General features: G+C 43.6%; 13 protein-coding genes. 5 read left to right on the forward strand and 8 right to left on the reverse strand.

Annotated features, from left to right (window positions below):
* Positions 1–4 precede the first annotated feature (4 nt).
* The 7 genes from QUB14_RS18305 to QUB14_RS18335 form a co-directional block, all read right to left on the reverse strand.
* Entirely contained in the window at positions 5–4,738 is a 4,734-nt protein-coding gene (locus QUB14_RS18305) for a beta-propeller domain-containing protein (protein WP_333218484.1), read from the reverse strand.
* A 231-nt stretch (positions 4,739–4,969) separates the two neighbouring features.
* On the reverse strand, positions 4,970–5,578 hold the full coding sequence (locus QUB14_RS18310; protein WP_333218485.1) for a Uma2 family endonuclease: 609 nt from the start codon (positions 5,576–5,578) through the stop codon (positions 4,970–4,972).
* Positions 5,578–5,934, reverse strand: a complete 357-nt coding sequence (locus QUB14_RS18315; RefSeq protein WP_333218486.1) for a hypothetical protein — start codon at positions 5,932–5,934, stop codon at positions 5,578–5,580. The genes QUB14_RS18310 and QUB14_RS18315 overlap by 1 nt, the downstream gene beginning before the upstream one ends.
* Positions 5,927–6,271, reverse strand: a complete 345-nt coding sequence (locus QUB14_RS18320) for a DUF433 domain-containing protein (RefSeq protein WP_333218487.1) — start codon at positions 6,269–6,271, stop codon at positions 5,927–5,929. The genes QUB14_RS18315 and QUB14_RS18320 overlap by 8 nt, the downstream gene beginning before the upstream one ends.
* Positions 6,272–6,609: 338 nt before the next feature.
* A complete protein-coding gene (locus tag QUB14_RS18325) occupies positions 6,610–8,946 on the reverse strand; it encodes a glycoside hydrolase family 31 protein (RefSeq protein ID WP_333218488.1) in 2,337 nt (778 codons plus the stop codon).
* A 576-nt stretch (positions 8,947–9,522) separates the two neighbouring features.
* On the reverse strand, positions 9,523–9,882 hold the full coding sequence (locus tag QUB14_RS18330; RefSeq protein WP_333218489.1) for a group 1 truncated hemoglobin: 360 nt from the start codon (positions 9,880–9,882) through the stop codon (positions 9,523–9,525).
* A gap of 176 nt (positions 9,883–10,058) precedes the next feature.
* On the reverse strand, positions 10,059–10,436 hold the full coding sequence (locus QUB14_RS18335; RefSeq protein WP_333218490.1) for a hypothetical protein: 378 nt from the start codon (positions 10,434–10,436) through the stop codon (positions 10,059–10,061).
* A gap of 107 nt (positions 10,437–10,543) precedes the next feature.
* On the opposite strand from QUB14_RS18335, the gene QUB14_RS18340 reads away from it, so the two are divergent.
* Positions 10,544–11,146 (forward strand): 2OG-Fe(II) oxygenase, encoded by a 603-nt coding sequence (locus QUB14_RS18340; RefSeq protein WP_041622513.1) that lies wholly within the window; start codon positions 10,544–10,546, stop codon positions 11,144–11,146.
* A 57-nt stretch (positions 11,147–11,203) separates the two neighbouring features.
* Here QUB14_RS18340 and QUB14_RS18345 read toward each other — a convergent pair whose 3' ends face one another.
* On the reverse strand, positions 11,204–12,982 hold the full coding sequence (locus QUB14_RS18345; RefSeq protein WP_333218491.1) for an SWIM zinc finger family protein: 1,779 nt from the start codon (positions 12,980–12,982) through the stop codon (positions 11,204–11,206).
* A gap of 420 nt (positions 12,983–13,402) precedes the next feature.
* On the opposite strand from QUB14_RS18345, the gene QUB14_RS18350 reads away from it, so the two are divergent.
* The 4 genes from QUB14_RS18350 to QUB14_RS18365 all read left to right on the forward strand — a co-directional run bounded on the left by QUB14_RS18350 (position 13,403) and on the right by QUB14_RS18365 (position 21,813).
* A complete protein-coding gene (locus QUB14_RS18350) occupies positions 13,403–14,653 on the forward strand; it encodes an alpha/beta hydrolase (RefSeq protein ID WP_333218492.1) in 1,251 nt (416 codons plus the stop codon).
* Between the two features lie 900 nt (positions 14,654–15,553).
* Positions 15,554–17,728: a glutamine synthetase III gene (locus QUB14_RS18355; RefSeq protein ID WP_333218493.1), complete on the forward strand. Its 2,175-nt coding sequence runs from the start codon at positions 15,554–15,556 to the stop codon at positions 17,726–17,728.
* A 114-nt stretch (positions 17,729–17,842) separates the two neighbouring features.
* Entirely contained in the window at positions 17,843–18,940 is a 1,098-nt protein-coding gene (locus QUB14_RS18360) for a BMP family protein (RefSeq protein ID WP_333218494.1), read from the forward strand.
* Between the two features lie 41 nt (positions 18,941–18,981).
* Complete coding sequence (locus QUB14_RS18365) at positions 18,982–21,813, forward strand: PAS domain S-box protein (protein ID WP_333218495.1); 2,832 nt, start codon at positions 18,982–18,984, stop codon at positions 21,811–21,813.
* The last annotated feature ends 275 nt before the right edge of the window (positions 21,814–22,088 follow it).

Here is a 22,088-nt window from a genome sequence, read left to right on the forward strand (position 1 = left end):
ATTTTTACAGACTCAACTCTGGTATTCCCCATATACGAATAGTTCCATCACCATGACCACTGATAATTTGTTTTCCATCTGGCGTAATTGCAAGGCAAGAAACTCTATTAGCGCGGGAAAAATACTCTTTTAGGTAGTCCTGCACAACTTGGATAGCTATAGCTAATGATGGCGTTCGATGACTCTTTCTGTGTGACAATATGCCACTGTCCATAGCTTGCAAAACTTTCATAACTTGCATAACTAATGATGGCGTTGTATGTAATCCTTTCTCTTTAAGGATTGAGAAGGCTAAATGCCAGACTTTTGCATCACTACTCTCTTTGATATAGCCTATGAAATGCTCTTCTATATAGCTGGTGAAATACTCTTCTATAGAGTGAAGTTTTTGTCCAGTATTTAAGTCCCATATTTCAATAAACGACTCATAATCGCCATTGTCATGTCCAACCGATACAATTCTTTGACTATCAGGTGTAAGTGTAAGATCCCACACTATAGCAGAACTCTTTAAAGTTAGCCGAACATCTGGATATTTCTTCGTTAAGTCCCATATTTTAATCGTGTTGTTATTATGGCTACTGATGAGTGTTTTACCATCCGGTGTAATAGCCCAAGCATAAATCCATCCTAAATCACATCCTATAATAGTTCGCAATTTTCCAGTTATTAAATCATAGGATTTGATAATTTTTTGACTTGCTACAATTATTCTCTGTTGGTCAGGAGAAATAACAATTTTGTTAGTATTACTCCAATCAATATGAAATGTTTTTAAGATTTCTTGGGTGTTTAAATCCCATATTTGAATAATGTTTTTGTCCTCAAAACTAATAAACTTTTGCCCATCTGGTGTAATGGCCACTAAATAAACTGAATCTGAACAATGTAGAGAGTGTAGTAACTCGTTCGTCTTTAAATCCCAAATTTTTATGGTGCTATTCGCACCCCCACTAACAAGTGTTTGCCCGTCTGGAGTAATAGCAACAGAATTAATATAGTGTTGAGGAACTTCCCGTGTACTAATTAACTCTCCAGTGTTTAAATTCCAGATTTTTATGGTATCGCCCCAGCAACGACAACTAACAAGTCTCTGTCCATCTGGTGTAATAGCCAAAGAAATATGAATCAATTCATGATATCTATAATATCCATGATAACGATCAAAATGAAAATCCAAATCAAAATCATTATCAAAATGACCATTAAGGACATTAAGACATTTAAAATATTTATAGGGATTGTATTCAACAGCCAAAACAAAGACATCAGCAGAAGCGCTTAAGTTTGCACTCGCTTCATTCAAGCAAAAACGGCTGATAGACAGAAAAACCTTAGCTACTAGCTTTTGCAGCTTTTTCCAAAACCACCCTTCTAAAGCCGTATAAAAATCTAATACATTTGGTTCTACAATTGTATCAATATCTGTTGTTTGATCTACCTCTATATCTAGTTGTCCGTCAGCTTCTACTATCGTATCCGTCGCTTGAATTGCCTCTAATTTCTCTGTACTTATATCTAATTCTTGTGTCTCATCAACTATTGAATCATCTAATTTTTCCTCGGTATCTGTTGAACCTGAATCTAAAGCAAATATTTCTTGGAGCAGCATTTCATAGGAAATTAAGTAAGATATTATTCTGCTAGAAATCCCAGTATATAAAAAGAGCTTTCTTATATCTTGCGTATACTTGGGAGCTACTTGAGATGTTGCAGTTACTTGAAAATAACCTTGCTCATTCTGAGTAAAAGTTAATGTACCATCTTGAGCAATTTCACCTCCGGTTGTTTCCCAATCAACCTCACCAGGCGCGATTGAAAAGCCGAATTGATCTAATCCTTTAACAACAAATGTTTGTTGTTCGCTCGATTTAAGATAAACAAAACTAGGTTTAATTTCTAAACGCTTTAACACAGGTAGCAGGATAACTTTAGCTGTACCGCTAAGCTTTCCTAATTTTGCGGTGACAGTAACTTCGCGCTTTTTATAATCGCCTTTAAAAGCTCCTTTATTGGTAATTAATCCACCAGTTGTACTGTTCCATATAACATTCATTATTTCTAAAGGATCGCCGACTTGATCGAATCCAGTTACAGTAAAAGTAAATGATTCGTCTGGTTTAATTTCTACCTGTTCAGGAGATATTTTTATCCCTCTCAGAACAGGAATAACAGTAACTTCAGCATTAGCGCTTAAATGTCCTACATTGACGGTTACTTGACAATCACCTTTTTGCTGTTCTCCACTGCAAAAATTGCCATGTCGATCGATCGATCCCTCTGTTGCATTCCATTCTATATCGCTGACAGATATTTCTTCACCTCGTTGATTTAAAGCAACCAGATTAAATCTTTGGCTTTGTCCTGGCTCTAAAGTAACAGATGAAGGTAAAATCTCTATAAATGTTAACCGAGAAGGTTCGTAAACTTTAACTTCTGTGCAAATGTTAATTGTTCCTAGACTTGCTTTAATAATAACAGTGTCTTCTCGGTCGCCCGCATAAAATATACCCCGATTATCAATGTTTCCACTAATTGCTAACCAAGTAATTTCTCCAGTTTGTATGTTGTTACCATACTGATCTACTCCCTTAACTTCAAACTGAAAGCTCTGACCAAACTCTAATTGAGGAATTGAGGATGTAATAATTAGTTCTGCTAGCCTCGGAGGTGCAATAATCGTGATTGGGATAACTCGACGAATTGAACTGACTGAAGCTATAACTTCAAAATCTCCTTCCTTGCTTCCAGCTACAAAATCGCCATTTTGGTCAATCGTTCCACCGCCGCTACTTCCTGACCAAGTAATTCTCCCAGTTTGTATGTTGTTACCATATTGATCTACTCCTTTAACTTGAAACTGAAAGCTCTGCCCAAACTCTAATTGAGATGTTGACGATATAATAATTAGTTCGGTTAGCTTCGGAGGTGCAATAATGGTAATTGGGATAACTCGACGAATTGAACTAACTGAAGCGATGATTTCAAATTTACCTCGCTCGCTTCCAGCTACAAAATTGCCATTTTGGTCGATCGTTCCACCTCCGCTTACTTCCCACAATACAGTTTCCGGCATGAGATTTCTGCGTTGATCTAAAACTTGTGCGGTAAATTGTTGCGTTTTACCAAACTCTAAATTAATGCTAGAAGGAGTAACAGAAATCTCAGTAATTCTGGGAGGCTGAATAATAGTAATTGTGACAGAAGCCTCCAAAATGCCTATCTTTGCTTTAACTTCAAATATTCCTTCGCGTTGACCTGCTGTAAATAAACCTTGTTTGATTTTACCGCCAGTAGTTTCCCATTTAACATCTTTAGCGTTAAGGTTCATCTCTCTATTATTCTGGTCTAAAGCTTTGACAGTAAAATTTTTATCTTGACCACAAAGGAGTGCTTGGGAAATTTCATGAATAACAATCTTGCTTAATTTTGGATAAGAACATCCCTTAATAGCATGAAGTGGTTTTCCTGTTTGTGGCTCCAATAAGGTTACCCAATCTTTACCGGCAACAGCAAGAGTTTTGCCATTAGGACTAACTGCTACAGAGCTAATAAATTTAGGCTGCTCTGGTAAAGTGTAGATGATTTTATTATAATTATATCTTAAATCAAAGATTTTAATTTCTCTGGAAATACCTACTATAAGTATATTTTGATTTACATTACAAGCTAGAGAATTAATTGATTGATTATTTGGGTAAGTCTTGGTGCATTCTAAATTTTGAAAAGGTAGTGCAGAAGAACCTTGATTGGCTGCTCCATTAACAATCAATCTACCTAAAACCCAAGCCCCTACAGCTATAGGCCCTCCTAATGAAAATCCTGCGACAGTAGCTGCTACATCTACTAAACCTTTACCCAAAACTGAACCTGATTGATTTGAAGATTCTTCTCCAGATTTTGATTGCCAAAATTTGACAACACCATCACGACTGCCACTAATTAAGGTTGTGTTGTCTGAAGTAATAATTAAAGATTGAATCCAAGCTGAATGTCCTTCAATACTGCGTATGAGTTTACCGCTATCAAAATTCCATAAGGTAATTTTATTATTAGTGCTTCCACAAGCGATAACTTTTCCATCATGGCTAATACATAAGCTCAAAACAGAAGATAGTTCCTTTGGATCTTGTAGAGTTTCATTTAATTTCCCAGTATTTAAGTCCCATATTTTGATGGTTTTGTTGGTGCTACCACTAACAATGGTTTTTCCATCGGGAGCGATCGCAACAGCAGTAACCCAACTAGAATGCCAACTTAGATCGATTAATGTATGAATAAGCTGCCCTGTTTTTAAATTCCATACCTTAATATTTTTATCTGCACTTCCGCTAACCAAGGTATTGCCATCAGGACTAATAGCAACTGACAAAACCCAGTGCGAATGTCCTTCAATACTACGAATTATTTCCCCTGTTTGCAAATTCCATACCCAAATCTTTTTCCAACTCCCTCCTACTAAAATACTATTACCTGGACTTATTGCCAGAGAAGTAATAACGTCTGTTGGGGAAGGTGTTAAGCTTTCTGGTGCATTTGCCCTCAAACAATAATTATCAGCACGAAAAACTCTGTAGGCAAATTGTTTGACTCTCTCCGATCGATCTTTGATAGACTGTTCAATCAATAGTTCTAAACCTGGTTGACCATAATTGAGAGTCTCTGATAAAGCAGCGAGTCTTTCTTGCTCACTTTGACTAGATAACTGCTTCTTAACTTCTTCAATTCTTGTAGACATTCTATTTCTCTCCCAATCATTAACTTTCTGGTCTTTTGGGCAGCCACAAGCAACACATTAGCTAGGTGATAGGGTTCTCCCGTAAATGTGGTGCTCATAAAATCTCATCTAAGTTATTTATGTAGATTATAACAGATGATCGGTTAATCATTGTCAATGATGCTGACCTAATTTCTGTTTCTTTACCCTCAAGTTTCCCAGGTTGGTTGAAAATTTATCAGTGAATTACACTTACCCACCGTTAAAAATTTGCTTTGCGGTCAAATTCAACTCTGGAAACACTGCCGATTCAACCCTTTTATCTCCTCGAAACAGCTTAATTTGATACTCGCCATCTACTAGCTGATAAACCGATAAAGTAGGCTGTTTCGGAGAACCTATATAACGGCTACCACCTAAACCCAAATAATCTACAATCCAATATTCAGGAATGCCTAATGCTTCATAATCGATCATTTTGTGGGCATAATCATCCCGCCAATTAGTGCTGACAACTTCAACAACTAATTTAACGGAATTTCCCTGAGTGATGACTGATTCTCTTTCCCATCGAGGCTCATTGGCTGCTACGGCTTGTTTATCTAATACAATTACATCGGGATCGTAGCCAGAGTTATCGCTAAATTTAATTGTACATTCCTTGGGAATAAAGTAAGGAAGTTGCAATCGCCTGATTTCAAAGCCCAATTCGAGCGACTGAAAACCGGCAATCGCTGAGTGTTTACCAGTTGGATTGGGCATTTCAACAATAACTCCGTTATGTAGTTCATGGTGTCCTTTTTCTGGCTTCCATTCCAGAAAGTCATCAAAAGTTATTAACTTGGGTATCGCTTGAGTCATCAGGAAACCTCTTTAGTGATAGGTAGATGAATAATTTGATCTTGATATTCATTGAGAAAAGAACATTCAGCAATCAAAATTAATTCCTCTATGTTTTGCCCAACGCTTAAATTCGCATTTAAAATAAATATTCCAGGAATATGACGATTGGCTTGCAAATGATCGTTTAAGTGAACGGGCATAGATTTACGGTTATTCGTGACTAGGATAAAGTCATACTTTTCACACCATTCTAAAATTTCAGGGTCTTTAGTTCCTTTTGCTGGTATGGAAGGTTCGCCAATGACCCGAATAATTAATCCTACTTGTTTGCTCCGAATTTGAGTAGGATAAATCGGGTCAATATTTTCATCCATGAGATACTTGAGTGCCATGTTTTTTATTTCTTTCTTCCTTGATTTTTTGGAGCCTGACCGAAGCTGGATGAGGGTTTAATTCTTGAGCTTTTCGCTGTTCGTGCGACCATTCGAGCCAGTCTTCGATATATTTGTCTAAGACGGCTTTATTGTTTAAATAATACAGGATTGTCGCATAAATTTGATCCAGGGTCAAAGTGTAAAAGTGTTTGAGAATTTCCTCTGGTGAACGTTGATGATAAATATATTCATAGAGGATGCTTTCTATTCCTACTCTTGTCCCTTTTACTCGAATGTCATCATCGGCTAAAAACTCAAAATATTCTTCTATTAGCATGGTTTATACCTCCATTTATTGAGTAAGGTTTGAATAGGGGAAACTAAAAATCATGGCGGCAATCGAATAATTTTTAAACTTTCAATTCCCCATCGTCCACAATCTTGACAGGTTTACAATTTATCCAACCCCTTTGCCGAATTTGTTGGCTGTTTTTTTGGGATTTCTCTACCCCGCTAACATCTTTGCTATCGGCTGATGAATTCGATCGAACCAAACCGGAATCATAGGCTGAACAGATTTTCAGGATACGATCGCCCTTTCCATCTCAAACTCTGCCAGATCGAGCGATCGCCCTGAATCAATCCCACCATAGCATAAACCGCTTTATGCCAAAGTTATCCAAATGTCAAACGCCGCACCGTACCGTCATCTGTAAATCGCTGTTCGCCAACGCCAACAACTTCCACAATAACTTCGCGTTCAGAAATCGAAAATTGACCCTCGCGCGCGGCAATTTCAACGATGATTTTTTCCTCTTCCAAATACACTTTGTAATTAGTCGTAGCCCAGACACCTTGTTCGTGCTCAAAACTGTGTCCGTCATCCTCATAAAGCGTCCATTCACCGCTTCCGGGCCAAATTCGCATTTTTAATGACTCAAGCGGTTCTTCGCTGACAAATTGCTTCACAGGTGCGATCGCAATTATGCCCCCTCCCCGCACGTAAAGCGGCATTCTCTCCAAAGGTGCGTGGGCTAAAATGTGCGTCGGGCCCTGATAGCATTCACCCGTCCACCAATCGTACCAAGTCCCCTCCGGGAAATACACGGCGCGGTGTTCAACTCCCGGGCGGTAAACAGGTGCAGCCATCAGCGACGGGCCGAGTAATACTTGATCGTAAAGGTGATAAGTTGCCCGATCGCGCGGAAAGTGATAAAGTAACGGTCGCAAAATCGGTGTTCCCGTCGTCGCAGCTTCCCAAAACAACGTGTAAATATAAGGCAACAACTGATAGCGCAAATTCATGTATTCGCGGCAAATCTTCTCAGTGCGATCGCCAAAAACCCACGGTTCGTGCTGCGCCGTACTAATCGCAGAATGAGCGCGCATCAAGGGATACAGCATTCCCACCTGCATCCACCGCGCGAACATTTCGGCGGTTGCATTCTCCGCAAAACCGCCGATGTCGCAACCGACAAACGCCACGCCGGAAAGCCCCATATTGCAAAGCATCGGCATCGACATTTCTAAGTATTCCCACTGCGATTGATTGTCGCCCATCCATACCGAGGAGTAACGCTGAATGCCGGCAAAACCCGATCGCGTCAGCACAAAAGATCGCTCGCCCGATCGCACTTTTTGCAACCCTTCCGAACAAGCTTTCGCCATCATCAACCCATACAAATTGTGCGTTTCCGCGTGGGTGGCGCCCTCGGATTCCGGGCCTTGCGGTGCATCCAGCGGAAACCAGACGTGTTGGTGGCCGTCGCCAAAAGGCCGTTCTGCGATCGAAGGTTCGTTCATGTCGTTCCAAATCCCCGCAACGCCCATATCTGTAAGGTTTTTGTGCAATTCGCCCCACCACTGGCGCACCTCTGGCCGCAGGAAGTCGGGAAACACCGCTTTTTCCGGCCAAACGTAACCGTGGAATAGCCTTCCCTCTGCGGTGCGGACGAAATAGTCATTTTCCACACCCTGATCGAATACTTCATAATCTCCTTCCGGTTCGTACTTGACACCGGGATCGACAATCGTGACAACCTTAAAACCCGCTGCTTTCAAGTCTGCGAGCAGTTTCGCGGGATCGGGGAAACGCTTCGGGCTCCAGGTAAAAATGCGGTAGCCGTTCATATAGTCGATGTCGAGGTGGATGACATCGCAAGGAATCGCCCGATCGCGAAATTGCTTCGCCAACTCCCGCACAACGTCCTCGGAGTCGTAGCTCCAGCGGCATTGGTGGTATCCCAGCGCCCATTTTGGCGGAAGCGGCATCCGGCCGGTTAACTGCGTGTAGGTGGCGAGAATTTGGGCGGGTTCCGGGCCGTAAATGATGTAGTAGTCGAGTTCCGGGCCTCTGGTTTCCATCCGCAAAACTCCCGGTTGTTGGGCGCCGATGTCGAATTGACTCCAAAATGTGGTGTTGAAAAAGATGCCGTAAGCGCGATCGGGACTCAGGGCGATGTAAAATGGGATCGCCTGGTACATTTCATCGCTGAGGGAATTGTAGTCAAGCGCGTCTATTGTCCAGTGTGTCTTGACTTCGGAGAGTTTGTCGAGAAAGCCGGTGCGTTGTCCGAAACCGTAGAAGTGTTCGTCTGCTTCGATGCGTTTCCAGCCTGCGGTTGCGCCGGTGCGCCATCCCATACTAGGATCGCAGTCGCTAGCAAAGGGTTTTCCCGATTTGTCAAAGCATTCGATGGAAGTGCGATCGCGATTGACTGAAATCGTTATTTGTGCTGTTTCAATTTCTATTTTTTCGTCTGTTTCTCGCACTTCAAATGGTGTAATTTCCCACTCTTCGTCAGGGACAGTTATTGATTGCGATCGGCTTTTGAATTCACCTGTCGGGGACATTCGCACTCGGATCAAATTCGGCGCGAGGATGCTGAGGTTTAGGGAAGTTTCACCGCAATTAAAGTGAAAGGTGCGATCGGTTTTATTTATGGATTGTACCGAACCGATTGTTGACCAAGGCTGTTCGGTTTTTTGAAGTTTTCCGAAGTATTGCGGCATATACGATTTGGTAATTGGTAATTGGCAATTAGTAAACCGATCGTGCTATCCGCACTTGACTACCGTCATCTAGCTAAAGGATGAATATAACTTTTCAGCATTTCAAGTAAATGAACAAATGCCGTAAAATATACTTCAGCCCTACCGGGGCTAGCCGAATAAGCTACTATAAAAAATCAAACAAGTATCAATAAACCCAGTCAAAAATAACTGACACCTTGCACCCTTCTCAATCAGGCTTTATGAACAGGCAAGATGCCTGTTCCACAAGAAAATTTAGTCTTTGTGGAACAGGCATCTTGCCTGTTATTGATAACGGTGCAAGATGTCACAAATAACTTAAATCCGCTACTATATCGATCGCGCGATTGCTTCCCACAACTCATACGAGATATCAGTTAAACAACTCTAGCAATACTCGCCTAAATTGTGAATTATTCTCTTCTCTTCCTGCGCCTCTTCACGGATCACTATATGCGGCAAAAAACAAAGGGGAGTTATCGCTGCAAAATTACGAAATCTCCACTTTTATCACTATTCTAGTGGCTGCAAAAACCCTGTTGCATTCACTCGATCTTACTTGTACAAAACAGCCTCTTTCAAAGTCGCGATCTTACCAAGCGCTTCATCGAGATCCTCTTGGGAGGCGCCGTGGGCAATGATGGCATCGGTCAAATGCTTCACAATTGCATCAAAGTGTTCAGGCTGTAAATTCAAACCTGCGTGTGCTTTCTCCATTGAACGACCTGAGTATTGCTTGGTGCCGCCGAGGGCATAAGAGATAAAAGCAGTTTGATGGCGGCGCTGCTTTGCCATATCTGTATGATCGAAGAAGTGGCTAACTATCTCGTCAGCCAAAACATCGCGGTAAAAATCATCCACAATCTCTTTAATGGCTGGCTCTCCACCCATTTTCTCGTACAATGTTGTTGCCATATCGTTTGAGGAAGTTTGTTGTTTTCACTTACTCTTTAATTATACCAGGCACCTTTGCTTTTCTCCACCCGGTGAAATATTGCTCTCATCTGACTAATTACTTAGTACCTGTTCCGACTGCTGGTATTTTTTTGATAGCCCTCTATGTGTAAACTTTATTAACATTCTGTCGCCCGTTAGATATTCCCGATCGCCCTTCCAGCATTTTGACCTAATGCACGGATTGCTTTTTTTAGCAAGATGTTTCCTACACAGCGCCAACACCCATCGGTTTTCCAGCTAGCAAACTCAAGAAATCGGTGAGAAAACAGAGGCCGGATGCGATCGCGGAAATTAGGCTCGCCCCTGCAATTGGACAAGTTAAAATAAATGGGCGATCGGCTGCCCACCAGCATCATGTATAATCGAATTCCCAATATAATCGAATCACAACGACGAGCGGCGAAAGTCGATCGGCTGTATAGTAGTAATATTTGGCAGTTGCTAGTCGGTTGCGACACTTCCGGGCGATCGCCCGCAGTTAAGAAAAACCTTTGACTTAAGTACGCGGACACAAATAAACATTATTTGGTTCTCCCCGAGGAACGAAGCAATCCCAAGTCTGAGCGATTGCTGCATTTCTATCTGCTGTTTCCTTAAACTTTGATGATTTTTGAGTGCCTTGAAATACTATAGCCAACATCCTAACGCTTTCTCGATCGACTACCTCAACGACTTGCGAGGAGCAATTCTAGCCTCCCCTTATCTAGCAATCAACAACCTCAATCGCGATTTCATTGGCACAAAAGGGTTTTCCGTGGTGTTTCAACGTTCGGAAATCGCCGAAGTAGAACGGCGGTTCCCCTTGTTCAAACCCTATCTAGACCAAGCATTACAGCCTGAATGCAATGCTTTTTACCTCAACCCTTTGTTGCTGGGTGAAGGTTCCCGCGTCGATCCGCATATCGATCGATCATTGCGATCGTACTGCAAAACAGTTGAACCTCCTGCAGCCGTCAGCGTTTTGTACGTGCAAGTACCGCCGAACTTGCAAGGGGGAGAGTTGATACTGCGGCGCAACAAACAGCAAGTCGGACAGATTAAGCCGCAAGCCAACTCGCTGATCTATTTTCAAGGAGATTTGACTCACTCTGTCAACGCTGTTAAAAGTACCGGAACTCGTTTGAGTTTGGTTTGCGAACAGTACAGTTTGAGCGAAACAGAACTGCAAGATATTCCCGGATTCACAGTGGAATCTAGGGCCGTGAAAGCAAAAATTAAGTAAGGTTTATTCGCTCCTGGGTTGGGTCGCTTTCACTTGGGTTTACGGTAAACTTAAGGCTCAATCTAAATGGGGACTTTTGAGCATTTCCATCAACTTGCGCTTCCGACTGTGTATTTGCATCAGTTGAGAACGATAAGCAGACCACTGAAGATTTTGCCCAGTGTGTAAATAGGCAGCGCGGGCTTTTTCCAACCACTTAATCGCAAGATTGTACTCGCTTGATTTCCCTTGATCCATAATCGATGCAGCACGCCGACAAGCATTGGCGATTACCCAATCGGGGCTGTGGCTGATAGCAGCCCCCATTACTCGGTGAATCAGTGCTGATTCGTAATAACCCAAGCCATCAGCAAGGGCGATCGCATCTTCAATCATTCCCTCATCCAGAAAAATATCAACCTTCGCATCAGTAAAATTCCAACTTTCATTACTTTTCAGAGTTGCTAACAAATCTGCTTTCAAAGTTGACCAACTATCTTTGGCTAACTCCTTCACTAAACTATAATCGCTAAAAGACGGTTTGATTTTAAATATCTGGATTCGAGCATTTAACGCAAGTTCGTCTTCGCCCAACTCAACAGCCAACTCACTCATCGATGTTGCCAGTTGGTAATGGCAATGACCTGACAAATTTAACCCAGCTTGACAAATTTTCAGAGCTTGTTGTAAGGCTCCCTGTTGTTTTAAAGTTTGAACGAGAGCCAAAGCATCTTCCGCTGATTGCATCTCAGTAGCAGCAGCTTCCACTGCTTCTTCTACTCTCCCCAAACGAGTTAACATCGTCAAGTATTGTTGAACACAGCCTTCTGCTTGGGCTAAGTATAAGTATTCTTGATCGCGTTCCTGGCGATCGAGGATTTGCAAGCGAATCAATGTTAAGTCCTTAGCACAGTCTGGTGCGTCACCAGCCCAAACTCCTTGCCCAGTGATGTTTCCTTCAAGTACCTGTTGGAGTAGGGGGTCGTCCCAACCTTGGCGTAAAGCTTCCAAACTCATGCTGAAATCACAATCCCATTCATCTTGCCAAGCTTCTAACATCACCTGGAGATCAATCTCTTCTTCAGCAGTTAGTTGAGCCGTCAAAATGGCTTCTGTCCAAGCTTCATTCAAAGCGTTAGCTACCTCATAATTTTCAGCGCCAAACTCTTCTACATCATTCCAATCTTCAACGCAGGCTGTGGTGATGGCTTCTAAAATTACTAAGGCGTTGTTGCCATCCCCCTGTGCGCTGAATTCCTGGGCTCGCTGAATTACATCTAAAAGTTCTTCTGTAATTGGGTCTTCCTCCCATCCATCCTCCAAATACCTCACAGCCTCTCGCAAAATTCGTCGTACTTGGTGTCGAAAGGGAGCAGGATCGATGGAGGTGTGGCGCGGTGCTTTGGTAGGTTGGTTTGAAGGTGCAGGAATAGCACTTAAGTTAATGTATTGTTCGATCGCATCAATGAGTGATGGTTCTTTTTTTACTAAATGCTGTATTAATTGCTGGGTTTGTACATCGTTGAGGCGATCGAGCAATTGTTCCAGTGTCGGGCCCTGCTCAATTATTTCTGGTTGCCGCAGACACAATAACAACGTCGCCACAATGTGTTTACACCACCCACCGTTCTCGTAAGGACAAGTGCAGAATAATGTAGATCCTAATCCGGCATCATCAAAGGGCAGGGTAACACGGTAGGGTTCTACTTCGGAACCCTCCACTACTGCTTGCACCATATTGCCACGCCGGACTGCGCTAATAACATTGCCAGCTAAATAGTAAGCTTCACCCCGCTTGAGAGATTGGGCAGAGGTGTGAAGCTTGATCGTTGTTTCACTGAGTTTGGGAATGGGCATGAGACTATGCCTCAGCAATTAAAGGATTAGACTCGATTTTACCTGAGAAATACACTTGCTCTACAATTTAATTGCGCTCCGATTTGAGGTTTCCATAAATTTTAATAAACTGTAAAAAAACCCGGTTTCTCCACACCCGTGCGTAAGTTATGTGTAACTACCAAAATCGGAATAATAGCCAAACTTTTGATGAGTAACAGCCCATACAGTTAGTTTAGCCAGACAACCTCAGCTTAACATTCCCAGAAACAGCGAACAACGTCAAAGATGAAAAGACAACAATACAAAGCATTTTCGCTCGACGCAGGGTGTCGGAGTCAATGAAGCTGCTGGTTTGGTAAAATGCCAGAGGCGATCGACTTACCAATAAAAACCACCAGATTAATTTAAACTGATTAAAAATTAGGCTGCGAAAATCTGATGATCCACAAGAAGAACCGCAAAAAGTTACCTTTATTGGCAGCGTTCTTAGTCTCGCCATTTATTTCTTGGTTCCTGAGTGCGATCGCACTATTTCTCAGTCTCTGGGTCATCGTACCAGCACCCACGATGTTCCTGTACCCTTTGGCGGTGGGAGCACCAGAAATTAGTCCTTGGTTGGTCGGTATCAATACGATCGCCCTTCTGCTGAACCTGCTCAGACGCCATCAAGGCAAAGTCTACATTATTTTACTCATTTGTAACCTGTTCGCCCTCATCCTGGGCCTGCTACCCCTAATTCAGTTCCCAGCAGCCAATGCAGCCATAGCTACCCAAATGCAAGCAGTTTTAGGGGAAAACTATTTAGCAGCCATTCCTCAAGCCGATCGCGCGCAGCTACGCCCTCAACCGTTTATCCTCGCAGATGCGTTCCGAGGAATTCCCATTAGAAAGGTTAGGATCGATCGGGCTATTGGATTTGCCAACCCTGACGGAGTTTCACTGCAACTAAACCTTTATCGGCCGATGCAAATTGGCAAATATCCGGCGATAATCACGCTCTACGGGGGAGCTTGGCAGAGAGGCAATGCCGATTCCAATGAAGAATTCAGCCGCTATATGGCCGCCCAAGGCTATTGTGTGGTTGCAATTGATTACCGTCACGCTCCCAAGTATCGATTTCCTGCTCAGCTTGAGGACGTACAAGCCGCTCTTTCCTATATCAAAACTCATGCTGGTGATTGGGAAATCGATCTCGATCGAATTGCTCTGATGGGAAGGTCTGCCGGTGCCCATTTAGCAATGCTAACTGCTTATAATTCTAGTGTGCTTCCAGTTCTAGCAGTGGTAAACTATTACGGGCCAAATGACCTGCTCCGGGGATACAATGACCCACCTTTTCCTGATGCCATAAATGTTCGAGCCGTCTTGCGTGCTTTTCTGGGAGGAACGCCAGACGAACTCAACGAGCTTTACCGTCGGGCTTCTCCCATAAATTATATTAAACCCAATCTTCCCCCTTCTCTACTGGTTTATGCAGGTCGCGACCATATCGTTCAGCCCAAGTTTGGTCGATCGCTCTACGAACGATTGCGAGCCACGGGCGATCGGGCTATTTTGCTCGAAATTCCTTGGGCTGAACACGCCTTTGATGCAGTTTTTAATGGCCCGAGCAATCAATTAGCTTTGTACTACACAGAACGCTTTTTGGCTCATGCTCTGAAGTCTTCGGATTACCAACGAGTTAAATAAAAGTTTAAAATTTACTCATTTCTTCTCACTAAACGGCGTCTAAAACTGTCTGAACTATTGCTCTAAATCTCTTTATTTTAAATTCATAGAAATCCCCATTACTGTGCTGGGAAAATTTTGTGGTGCGGCTGAATAAAAGCTGACCCCGCCAGCGGTGCGGCCACCACGGGGGGATTGCCCCTACAAATTTCATACCCGAATTCAGCAACGCCAAAGCGAGAGCCCTTTGTTGGCACACTATATATAGTATCCCTGGGTAAGTCCTGTAAATGTACGATCGCCCCCCAGTTTCAGCGCCCCGCGTTCTGTTACACTAAAATCCTGCGGTTGTGTGCGATCGGTGCGATCGACCTTTCTGAAAAAAACCTAAAATTCTGTAGCCTACAATACATTTATTTGGTTAATGATTGTTTAAACTCTCCAAGTGTAGATTGTGTACTCTCCATAATTCTCCAAAACTCCTAAACGAGTGCGTTGTTTGCTGGACTGCGATTTATCGATCGTCGAACCGTTAAAAACCATAAGTAGTTTTGACCTGAATTCATCGGAATTGATTCGCACAAAATTTTTGAGCTGACCAGGGTGAAGATTAGTTACTAAATCTGTGCAGCGCAGACATCTATCATGTTGACTCAAATTAGTACAGGCTCTTGTCATCTATTTTATTGCTGCTAATAACCAAAATCCAACCGCATCTCACACTGGATTGTCACGCCAGATGGGCGAAGTGATAGGGCCTCGCTCATCCAATCTTTTAGAGCCTGCCAAAAAAGGCATTCTGCCAAAAGTTAGCTTTGACTAAAAACGTTGGGTAAATCCAACATATTTGTCAATCGTTAAACTTTTGCTAACATCTATTTTTTCACAAATACTCGTCCCGCAATCCCAATAAAAATAACCATGAGTGGAAACGAATCGCGCGTTCAAGCCATTTCTCAAATCGTCAACCGCAAACTGATGCCAGGCCGGCCTCCCAAGCGGCTAGAAGATATGTGGGCAACAGACGTTTATAGTCTGAGCAAGATGCAAGAAAGTCTGCCCAAAAGCATTTTCAAATCAGTAAAAAACACCATTCAAACCGGCCAAAAACTCGATGCTTCCGTAGCTGATGTAGTTGCAGCAGCAATGAAAGATTGGGCTATTTCCAAAGGAGCCCTTTACTACGCCCACGTATTTTACCCGCTCACCAACAGCACCGCCGAAAAGCACGATGGTTTCATCTCAGTGCAAGGCGACGGCTCCGTCATCTCAGAATTTGCAGGGAAAGTTCTCGTACAAGGCGAACCCGATGGCTCCTCATTCCCCAACGGCGGCATCCGTTCCACCGCCGCCGCTCGCGGATACACAGCCTGGGATGTCACCAGCCCTGCTTATGTCATGGAAACAGACAACGGCATGACCTTGTGCATTCCTACTGTTTTCATCTCCTGGACAGGTGAAGCCTTAGACAAGAAAACGCCGCTTTTGCGTTCCATTGCCGCAATGAACAAAGCAGCAACCCGAGTGTTAAAGCTATTAGGAAACACCGAAATTGCTCCGGTAAATTCCAGTTGCGGTTCCGAACAAGAATACTTCCTGGTAGATGCCAATTTTACCACCAGCCGCCCCGATTTACTCCTAGCAGGTCGCACCCTTTTTGGCAAACCTCCTGCGAAAGGTCAGCAATTTGACGACCACTATTTTGGAGCTATTCCAGAGCGCGTTCAAGTCTTCATGCAGGAAGTAGAAGAAAGAATGTACCGGCTGGGAATTCCTGCCAAAACCCGCCACAATGAAGTAGCTCCCGGTCAGTTTGAAATTGCACCAGTTTTTGAAGCTGCAAACGTCGCCAGCGACCACCAACAATTAACCATGACAATTCTCCGCAACACTGCGAAGAAACACGGTTTTATGTGCTTGCTGCACGAGAAGCCTTTCGCCGGCATTAACGGTTCCGGCAAACACGTCAACTGGTCGGTCGGCAATGCCACCCAAGGGAACTTATTAGACCCCGGCGATACACCGCACTCGAACATACAATTTCTAGTTTTCTGCGGCGCTGTGATTCGCGGAGTTCACAAATACGGCCCGCTGTTGCGCGCGGTAGTTGCTACTGCCAGCAACGACCATCGATTGGGTGCAAATGAGGCTCCACCAGCAATTATCTCTGTCTATTTGGGTTCGCAATTAGAAGATATCTTCGGGCAAATTAGCCGGGGAGAAGTTAAGGACTCTAAAGGTCGGGGAATTATGAACTTAGGTGTAGAAACACTGCCTACTTTCATGAAGGATGCTGGGGACAGAAACCGGACTTCGCCCTTTGCCTTTACTGGAAACCGATTTGAATTCCGTGCAGTAGGTTCCGGTCAGTCTGTTTCCGGGCCTCTGGTGGCGATGAATACAATTCTTGCAGATTCTTTGGACTGGATTGCTAACAAATTAGAAAGCGATTTGGCTAACGGAACTGAACTGAATGCTGCCATCCAAACCATTCTCAAAGAAGTGATGGACGAGCACGGTGCGGTTGTATTTGGCGGCAACGGCTATTCGGAAGAATGGCACAAAATGGCTGTTGAAGAACGGGGTTTAGCTAACTTGCGGACTACGGCAGATGCTTTACCCGTGTTGAAGGAAGGATACATTGAAGACTTGTTTGAAAAGACAGGTGTTCTGACTCCAGTTGAATTGGAAAGTCGTTACGATGTTTATGCAGAGCAGTATTTGCTGGCAATTGAAGTCGAAGCAAAACTGGTAATAAGCATGGCAAAAACCATTATTTATCCCGCAGCGGTGAGGTATTTAGCTGAACTTTCCGGCACGATTTCTAAATTGAAAGAGATTGGAATCGAACTGGAAAAAGAAAGTGCCGAAAAAGTAGCGGTGCTGGTTAAGTCCATGATGGATACTGCGAGCAAATTGAGTGCTGCTTTGAGCAAGCACGATTTTGCTTCGACAGAAGACCATATGCAATATGCTTCGCAAACAATTCGTCCTTTAATGGATGAGGTTCGCAAGTATGCGGATGCTCTGGAAGGTGAAGTGGCTGATGATTTGTGGCCTCTGCCTACTTATCAAGAAATGCTGTTTGTTAAGTAATAGCAAACAAATTCGGTTAATTGCAGGTTAGAGTTGTAAGGACACGGCAGTGCCGTGTCCTTACTTGTTTTTGAGCTTAAATGAGTGTTACGCTGAATCTGTCAGAGTCATTAAATGCGAGCTAGAGTAAGAGTTGTAAAAATTGTTGAGATACCGTTCAACAAATTTATCGGCGTAGAAAAAGTAATATTGCTGCGAAAAGCTATTATGCGAATTCAATCTCTCTTGAAACAAATGACTCTGGCGGCTCTAGCTCTATTTTTTGCGATTGGTTGCAGCCGATCGGCTCCGAACCTAAACTCTTCCCCGGAAGCAAGGACCTCTAGCAGCTTTAGAGTGGCAATGCTCACCACAGGCTCAAAAGACAACCAAAGTTGGGATCAAGCTTGCTTTGAAGGATTGAATCTCATCAAAAATAAATTTAATGCTGAGATAGACATTACTGACAGTATGGACGGTGAAAATAGTGAACCTACTATACGCAAATATGCCCAGTCAGGCTATGACCTGGTAATTGCAGCCAGTGGTGCCTATTCCAAAGCTGCCGAAAAGGTCGCTAAAGAATTTCCGCGCACGAAATTTGCCCTGATTACAACGCATCCAGGGAATAACAGAAATTTGGGGGCTGTTGCCTTTCGATCGGGTGAGGTGGGGTACCTCGCAGGCGCTTTGGCTGCCATGAAGACCAAAAGCAATAAAGTTGGCTATATTGTGGGCGAACCTTATCCGGTTTACAAAGAAGAAGAAGCCTTGTTTAGGCGGGGAGTGAAGGCAACGAATCCCTCTGTTCAAGCCTCGACGGCTTTTCTCAACTCTTGGGTTGATACGGAAAAATCCATCAAAGTGGCAACGGATATGGTTGCTTCTGGAGTAGATGTTTTGGCATTCAACGCGGGTGAGGCAGGGTTAGCCGCGCTAAAAGCCGTTTCGCAAAAGCCAGGAGTCTTGGTGATTGGTAGGACAAAGGATCAGTACGAAGTGGCTCCCGGCAAAGTCCTAACTAGCGTTCTGCAGGACATTCCCAATCTGGTGCTAAATGTGGCAGTGTTAACCCAGCAAGGTCGCTGGGAAGGAAAACTTTACAAGTTTGGGCTCAAGGAAAAAATCTACGACTTTGCCCCTTTCCGTGGTAGTCTCACGTCTCAGGAAGAAAACACTTTCAAGATTATCCGAGAAGCTGTGACGACTGGCAAAATCGATGTTTCTCCTTAGTGCACCGATTAATTGATTTACTAATATTGATTCTAAGTCCGATGCAAAATCAACGCAACGAGCGCATTGTGCCGATCGCCAGAAGCTCTCGTTCTCATCCTTGGCAACGCTTCTTTTCTATTGCAAATCAGCTCCGGTATGGTTTGATATTTTTGGTTCTTCTGAGCTTACTGCCCACAGGTGGCTTGCTGATCTACCTCAGCTTTCAGGCGCAGATCCAGCAATCGCGATCGCTCCAACAAGAGCGCAGTCAGACAGCAGCAGGGCAGATTGATAATTATCTAGATGACTTGAAACGAAAACTGAGCTATTTAGCTAGGGTCAAAGGACTCACAAACTTTCAACCTCAAGTGCAGCAGAGCCTGTTGGAAGCGTTGATTCGTCATAATGATGCTTATGAAGCCGTTGCCATTTTGAACCGGAAGGGACAAGTTGTCGCGTCAGTTTCACCCTACGAACCGCTCAAGTTAGAAAATCCAGCCCATTCGCCACTGTTTATTCGTGCCTTCAAACAACAGGAAGATTATGTCAGTCCTGTAGAAATTAATCCTAAAACTCGCCAACCCACCACCATTCTGGCGGTTCCGATTCGGGATGAGCGAGATGAGGTGGATGGGGTGCTATTAGCAGAGATAAATCTCAACTTTCTCTGGTTTGTTGTTTCCCAAATCGAGGTTGGCAAGACGGGTTATGTCTATGTAGTCGATGAGCGTAATTTTCTCATTGCTCAAAACGGTAGTAAGCCAGAAACCTTTCAACTTCAAGATATTTCTAAGCGCCCCTTCTTTCAATTTTTGAAAGCCTCCGAAGATACTAAGCACCTTAACGTTTATCCGGGTCTAAAGCAGGTAGAAGTATTGGGAGCCAGTGCCTTAGTTCGGAGCGTGAATTGGAATGTGGTTGTAGAACTGCCAACGGCTGAGGCCTATGCTCCCGTTTACCAAATGCTCTCAATTATGGGAGGCTCATTGGCGGTGGTGACGATCGTCGCTGTTGGCATTGGGTATCTATTTATTCGGCAAATTGTGGTGCCACTCCAGCGCTTAACCGCGGCAGCTACTGAACTCAGTGCGGGGCAATTAGAGACGCGGGTCAACATCGACCGCCAGAACGAATTGGGGACATTGGCGATCGCATTTAACAATATGGCAACCCAGTTAGAGGAACTGATTAAAGCATTTGAAGTGGAACGCAATTTCGTTTCAGCAATTCTTGAAATTGCAGGTGCGCTGGTAGTTGTGCTCGACCCCCAGGGACAAATCGTTCGCTTTAACCGAGCTTGCGAACAAATGACTCATTACTCGTTTAGTGAAGTGAAAGGGCGCTACATTTGGGAATTGTTCCCGAACTCAGACTTAGCTCGACAAGCCAAAACTACTTTTGAGTCTTTACAATCTGGTAATTTTCCCCAGCAGTATGAAGGCAGTTGGGTGAGCAAAGATCAACAACTCAGACTGATTGCCTGGTCAGATACTGCTTTACTCGATAGTGAAGGTGAAATTGAGTACATCATCAAAACTGGGATTGACATTACTCAACGGAAACAGGCAGAAGAAGAACTCAAAGCGTCGGAACAGCGACTATCTTATCTATTCCGCCAAAGTTCACTGGCAGTTGTGGAATGGGATTTAAACTTTAAAGTCACTGCTTGGAATCCAGCGGCAGAGCAGATTTTTGGTTACACGGCGAAAGAGGCGATCGGACACCATGCCGCAGAATTAATTGTGCCGGCGTCTGCCCGACAGGTGGTCGATCGACTGATGAACGAGTTGTTGATTCAGAGCCAAGGACGCTACAGCGTCAACGAAAATATTACGAAAAACGGCCAAACCATTATTTGCGAATGGTTCAATACGCCTTTAGTAGGGGATGCTGGAAAGATTGTTGGGGTTGCATCCTTGACACTGGATATTACTGAACGCAAGCAAGCCGAAGCTGCGTTAAGGCAAGCAAAAGAGGAAGCTGAGGTTGCACTCAAAACCTTGCAGCAAACTCAAGCACAGCTTATTCAGGCAGAGAAAATGTCAGGTTTGGGGCAACTGGTTGCTGGTGTTGCTCACGAAATTAATAATCCAGTCAACTTTATCTATGGCAACCTGAGCCATACTGCCGACTACACGCAAAATTTACTAAAGTTGATTCAGCTTTACCAGCAAACCTATCCAACTAATGCCCAAATTGAGGAAAAAATTGAAGAGTTCGATCTGGACTACATTAGTGAAGATTTGCCCAAAATGCTGACTTCAATGAAGGTAGGAGCCGATCGCATTCGTCAAATTGTCCTCTCGCTGCGAAACTTCTCGCGGCTGGATGAGGCAGAAAAGAAGCCAGTTGATATCCACGAGGGAATTGACAGCACATTGATGATTTTGCAAAATCGACTGAAGGCAAAACCGGATCATCCTGCTATTGAAATTGTTAAAGAGTACGGCGACTTACCGCGAGTAGAGTGCTATGCCGGACAGTTGAACCAAGTCTTTATGAATATTCTGGCAAATGCGATTGATGCTTTAGAAAACTATGACAATCAGCGTTCTCTAAAAGACATCCAAAAGAATCCCAGTCGCATCACTATTCGGACTAAGCTAGTCACAAACGAAACTCATTCTGGTTATTCAAAAAATGTAGTAATTCAAGTTCAAGACAATGGGCCTGGGATGACGGAAACAGTTAGACAACAGGTCTTCAATCCCTTCTTCACCACCAAACCAACTGGTAAAGGAACTGGATTAGGGCTATCCATCAGCTATCAAATTGTAGTTGATAAGCATGGTGGCTTACTCCAGTGCTTCTCTCAGCCCCATCAAGGAGCAGAGTTCCGAATTGAAATTCCTGTTTTGCAAAGCGGTGCTGTAGCACTCGTGGGTAAATAACTGCGATGGCATTCCTCTAGAGAACCCAACTCACTCTCTCTAAAGCCAGCTTATCGGATGATTGCGGTTTGATTGAAATGTTTAAGAAAAACCTCGATTATTTCAAATCTAAACCTGTCAATATTCCCTCCGATCACCACCCTATTTTATCAGGGCTATCACCGTAAGAAACTTACTCTCTTCATTGCACAAGATTTATCCCCCGATTATGATCCACCTAAAACTTGAACTCTCAGCAAAGCCATCGAAAGCTGAAAAATAAGCGAAGGGTAAAT

The sequence above is a fragment of the Microcoleus sp. B3-D2 genome, assembly GCF_036705345.1.
Lineage (GTDB): Bacteria > Cyanobacteriota > Cyanobacteriia > Cyanobacteriales > Microcoleaceae > Microcoleus.

Excerpts from the sequence above, each read along its gene's own strand:
- QUB14_RS18305 (WP_333218484.1), bottom strand. The coding sequence starts at position 4,738 with ATGTCTACAAGAATTGAAGAAGTTAAGAAGCAGTTATCTAGTCAAAGT.
- QUB14_RS18310 (WP_333218485.1), bottom strand. The coding sequence starts at position 5,578 with ATGACTCAAGCGATACCCAAGTTAATAACTTTTGATGACTTTCTGGAA.
- QUB14_RS18315 (WP_333218486.1), bottom strand. The coding sequence starts at position 5,934 with ATGGATGAAAATATTGACCCGATTTATCCTACTCAAATTCGGAGCAAA.
- QUB14_RS18320 (WP_333218487.1), bottom strand. The coding sequence starts at position 6,271 with ATGCTAATAGAAGAATATTTTGAGTTTTTAGCCGATGATGACATTCGA.
- QUB14_RS18325 (WP_333218488.1), bottom strand. The coding sequence starts at position 8,946 with ATGCCGCAATACTTCGGAAAACTTCAAAAAACCGAACAGCCTTGGTCA.
- QUB14_RS18330 (WP_333218489.1), bottom strand. The coding sequence starts at position 9,882 with ATGGCAACAACATTGTACGAGAAAATGGGTGGAGAGCCAGCCATTAAA.
- QUB14_RS18345 (WP_333218491.1), bottom strand. The coding sequence starts at position 12,982 with ATGCCCATTCCCAAACTCAGTGAAACAACGATCAAGCTTCACACCTCT.
- QUB14_RS18350 (WP_333218492.1), top strand. The coding sequence starts at position 13,403 with ATGATCCACAAGAAGAACCGCAAAAAGTTACCTTTATTGGCAGCGTTC.
- QUB14_RS18355 (WP_333218493.1), top strand. The coding sequence starts at position 15,554 with ATGAGTGGAAACGAATCGCGCGTTCAAGCCATTTCTCAAATCGTCAAC.
- QUB14_RS18360 (WP_333218494.1), top strand. The coding sequence starts at position 17,843 with ATGCGAGCTAGAGTAAGAGTTGTAAAAATTGTTGAGATACCGTTCAAC.
- QUB14_RS18365 (WP_333218495.1), top strand. The coding sequence starts at position 18,982 with ATGCAAAATCAACGCAACGAGCGCATTGTGCCGATCGCCAGAAGCTCT.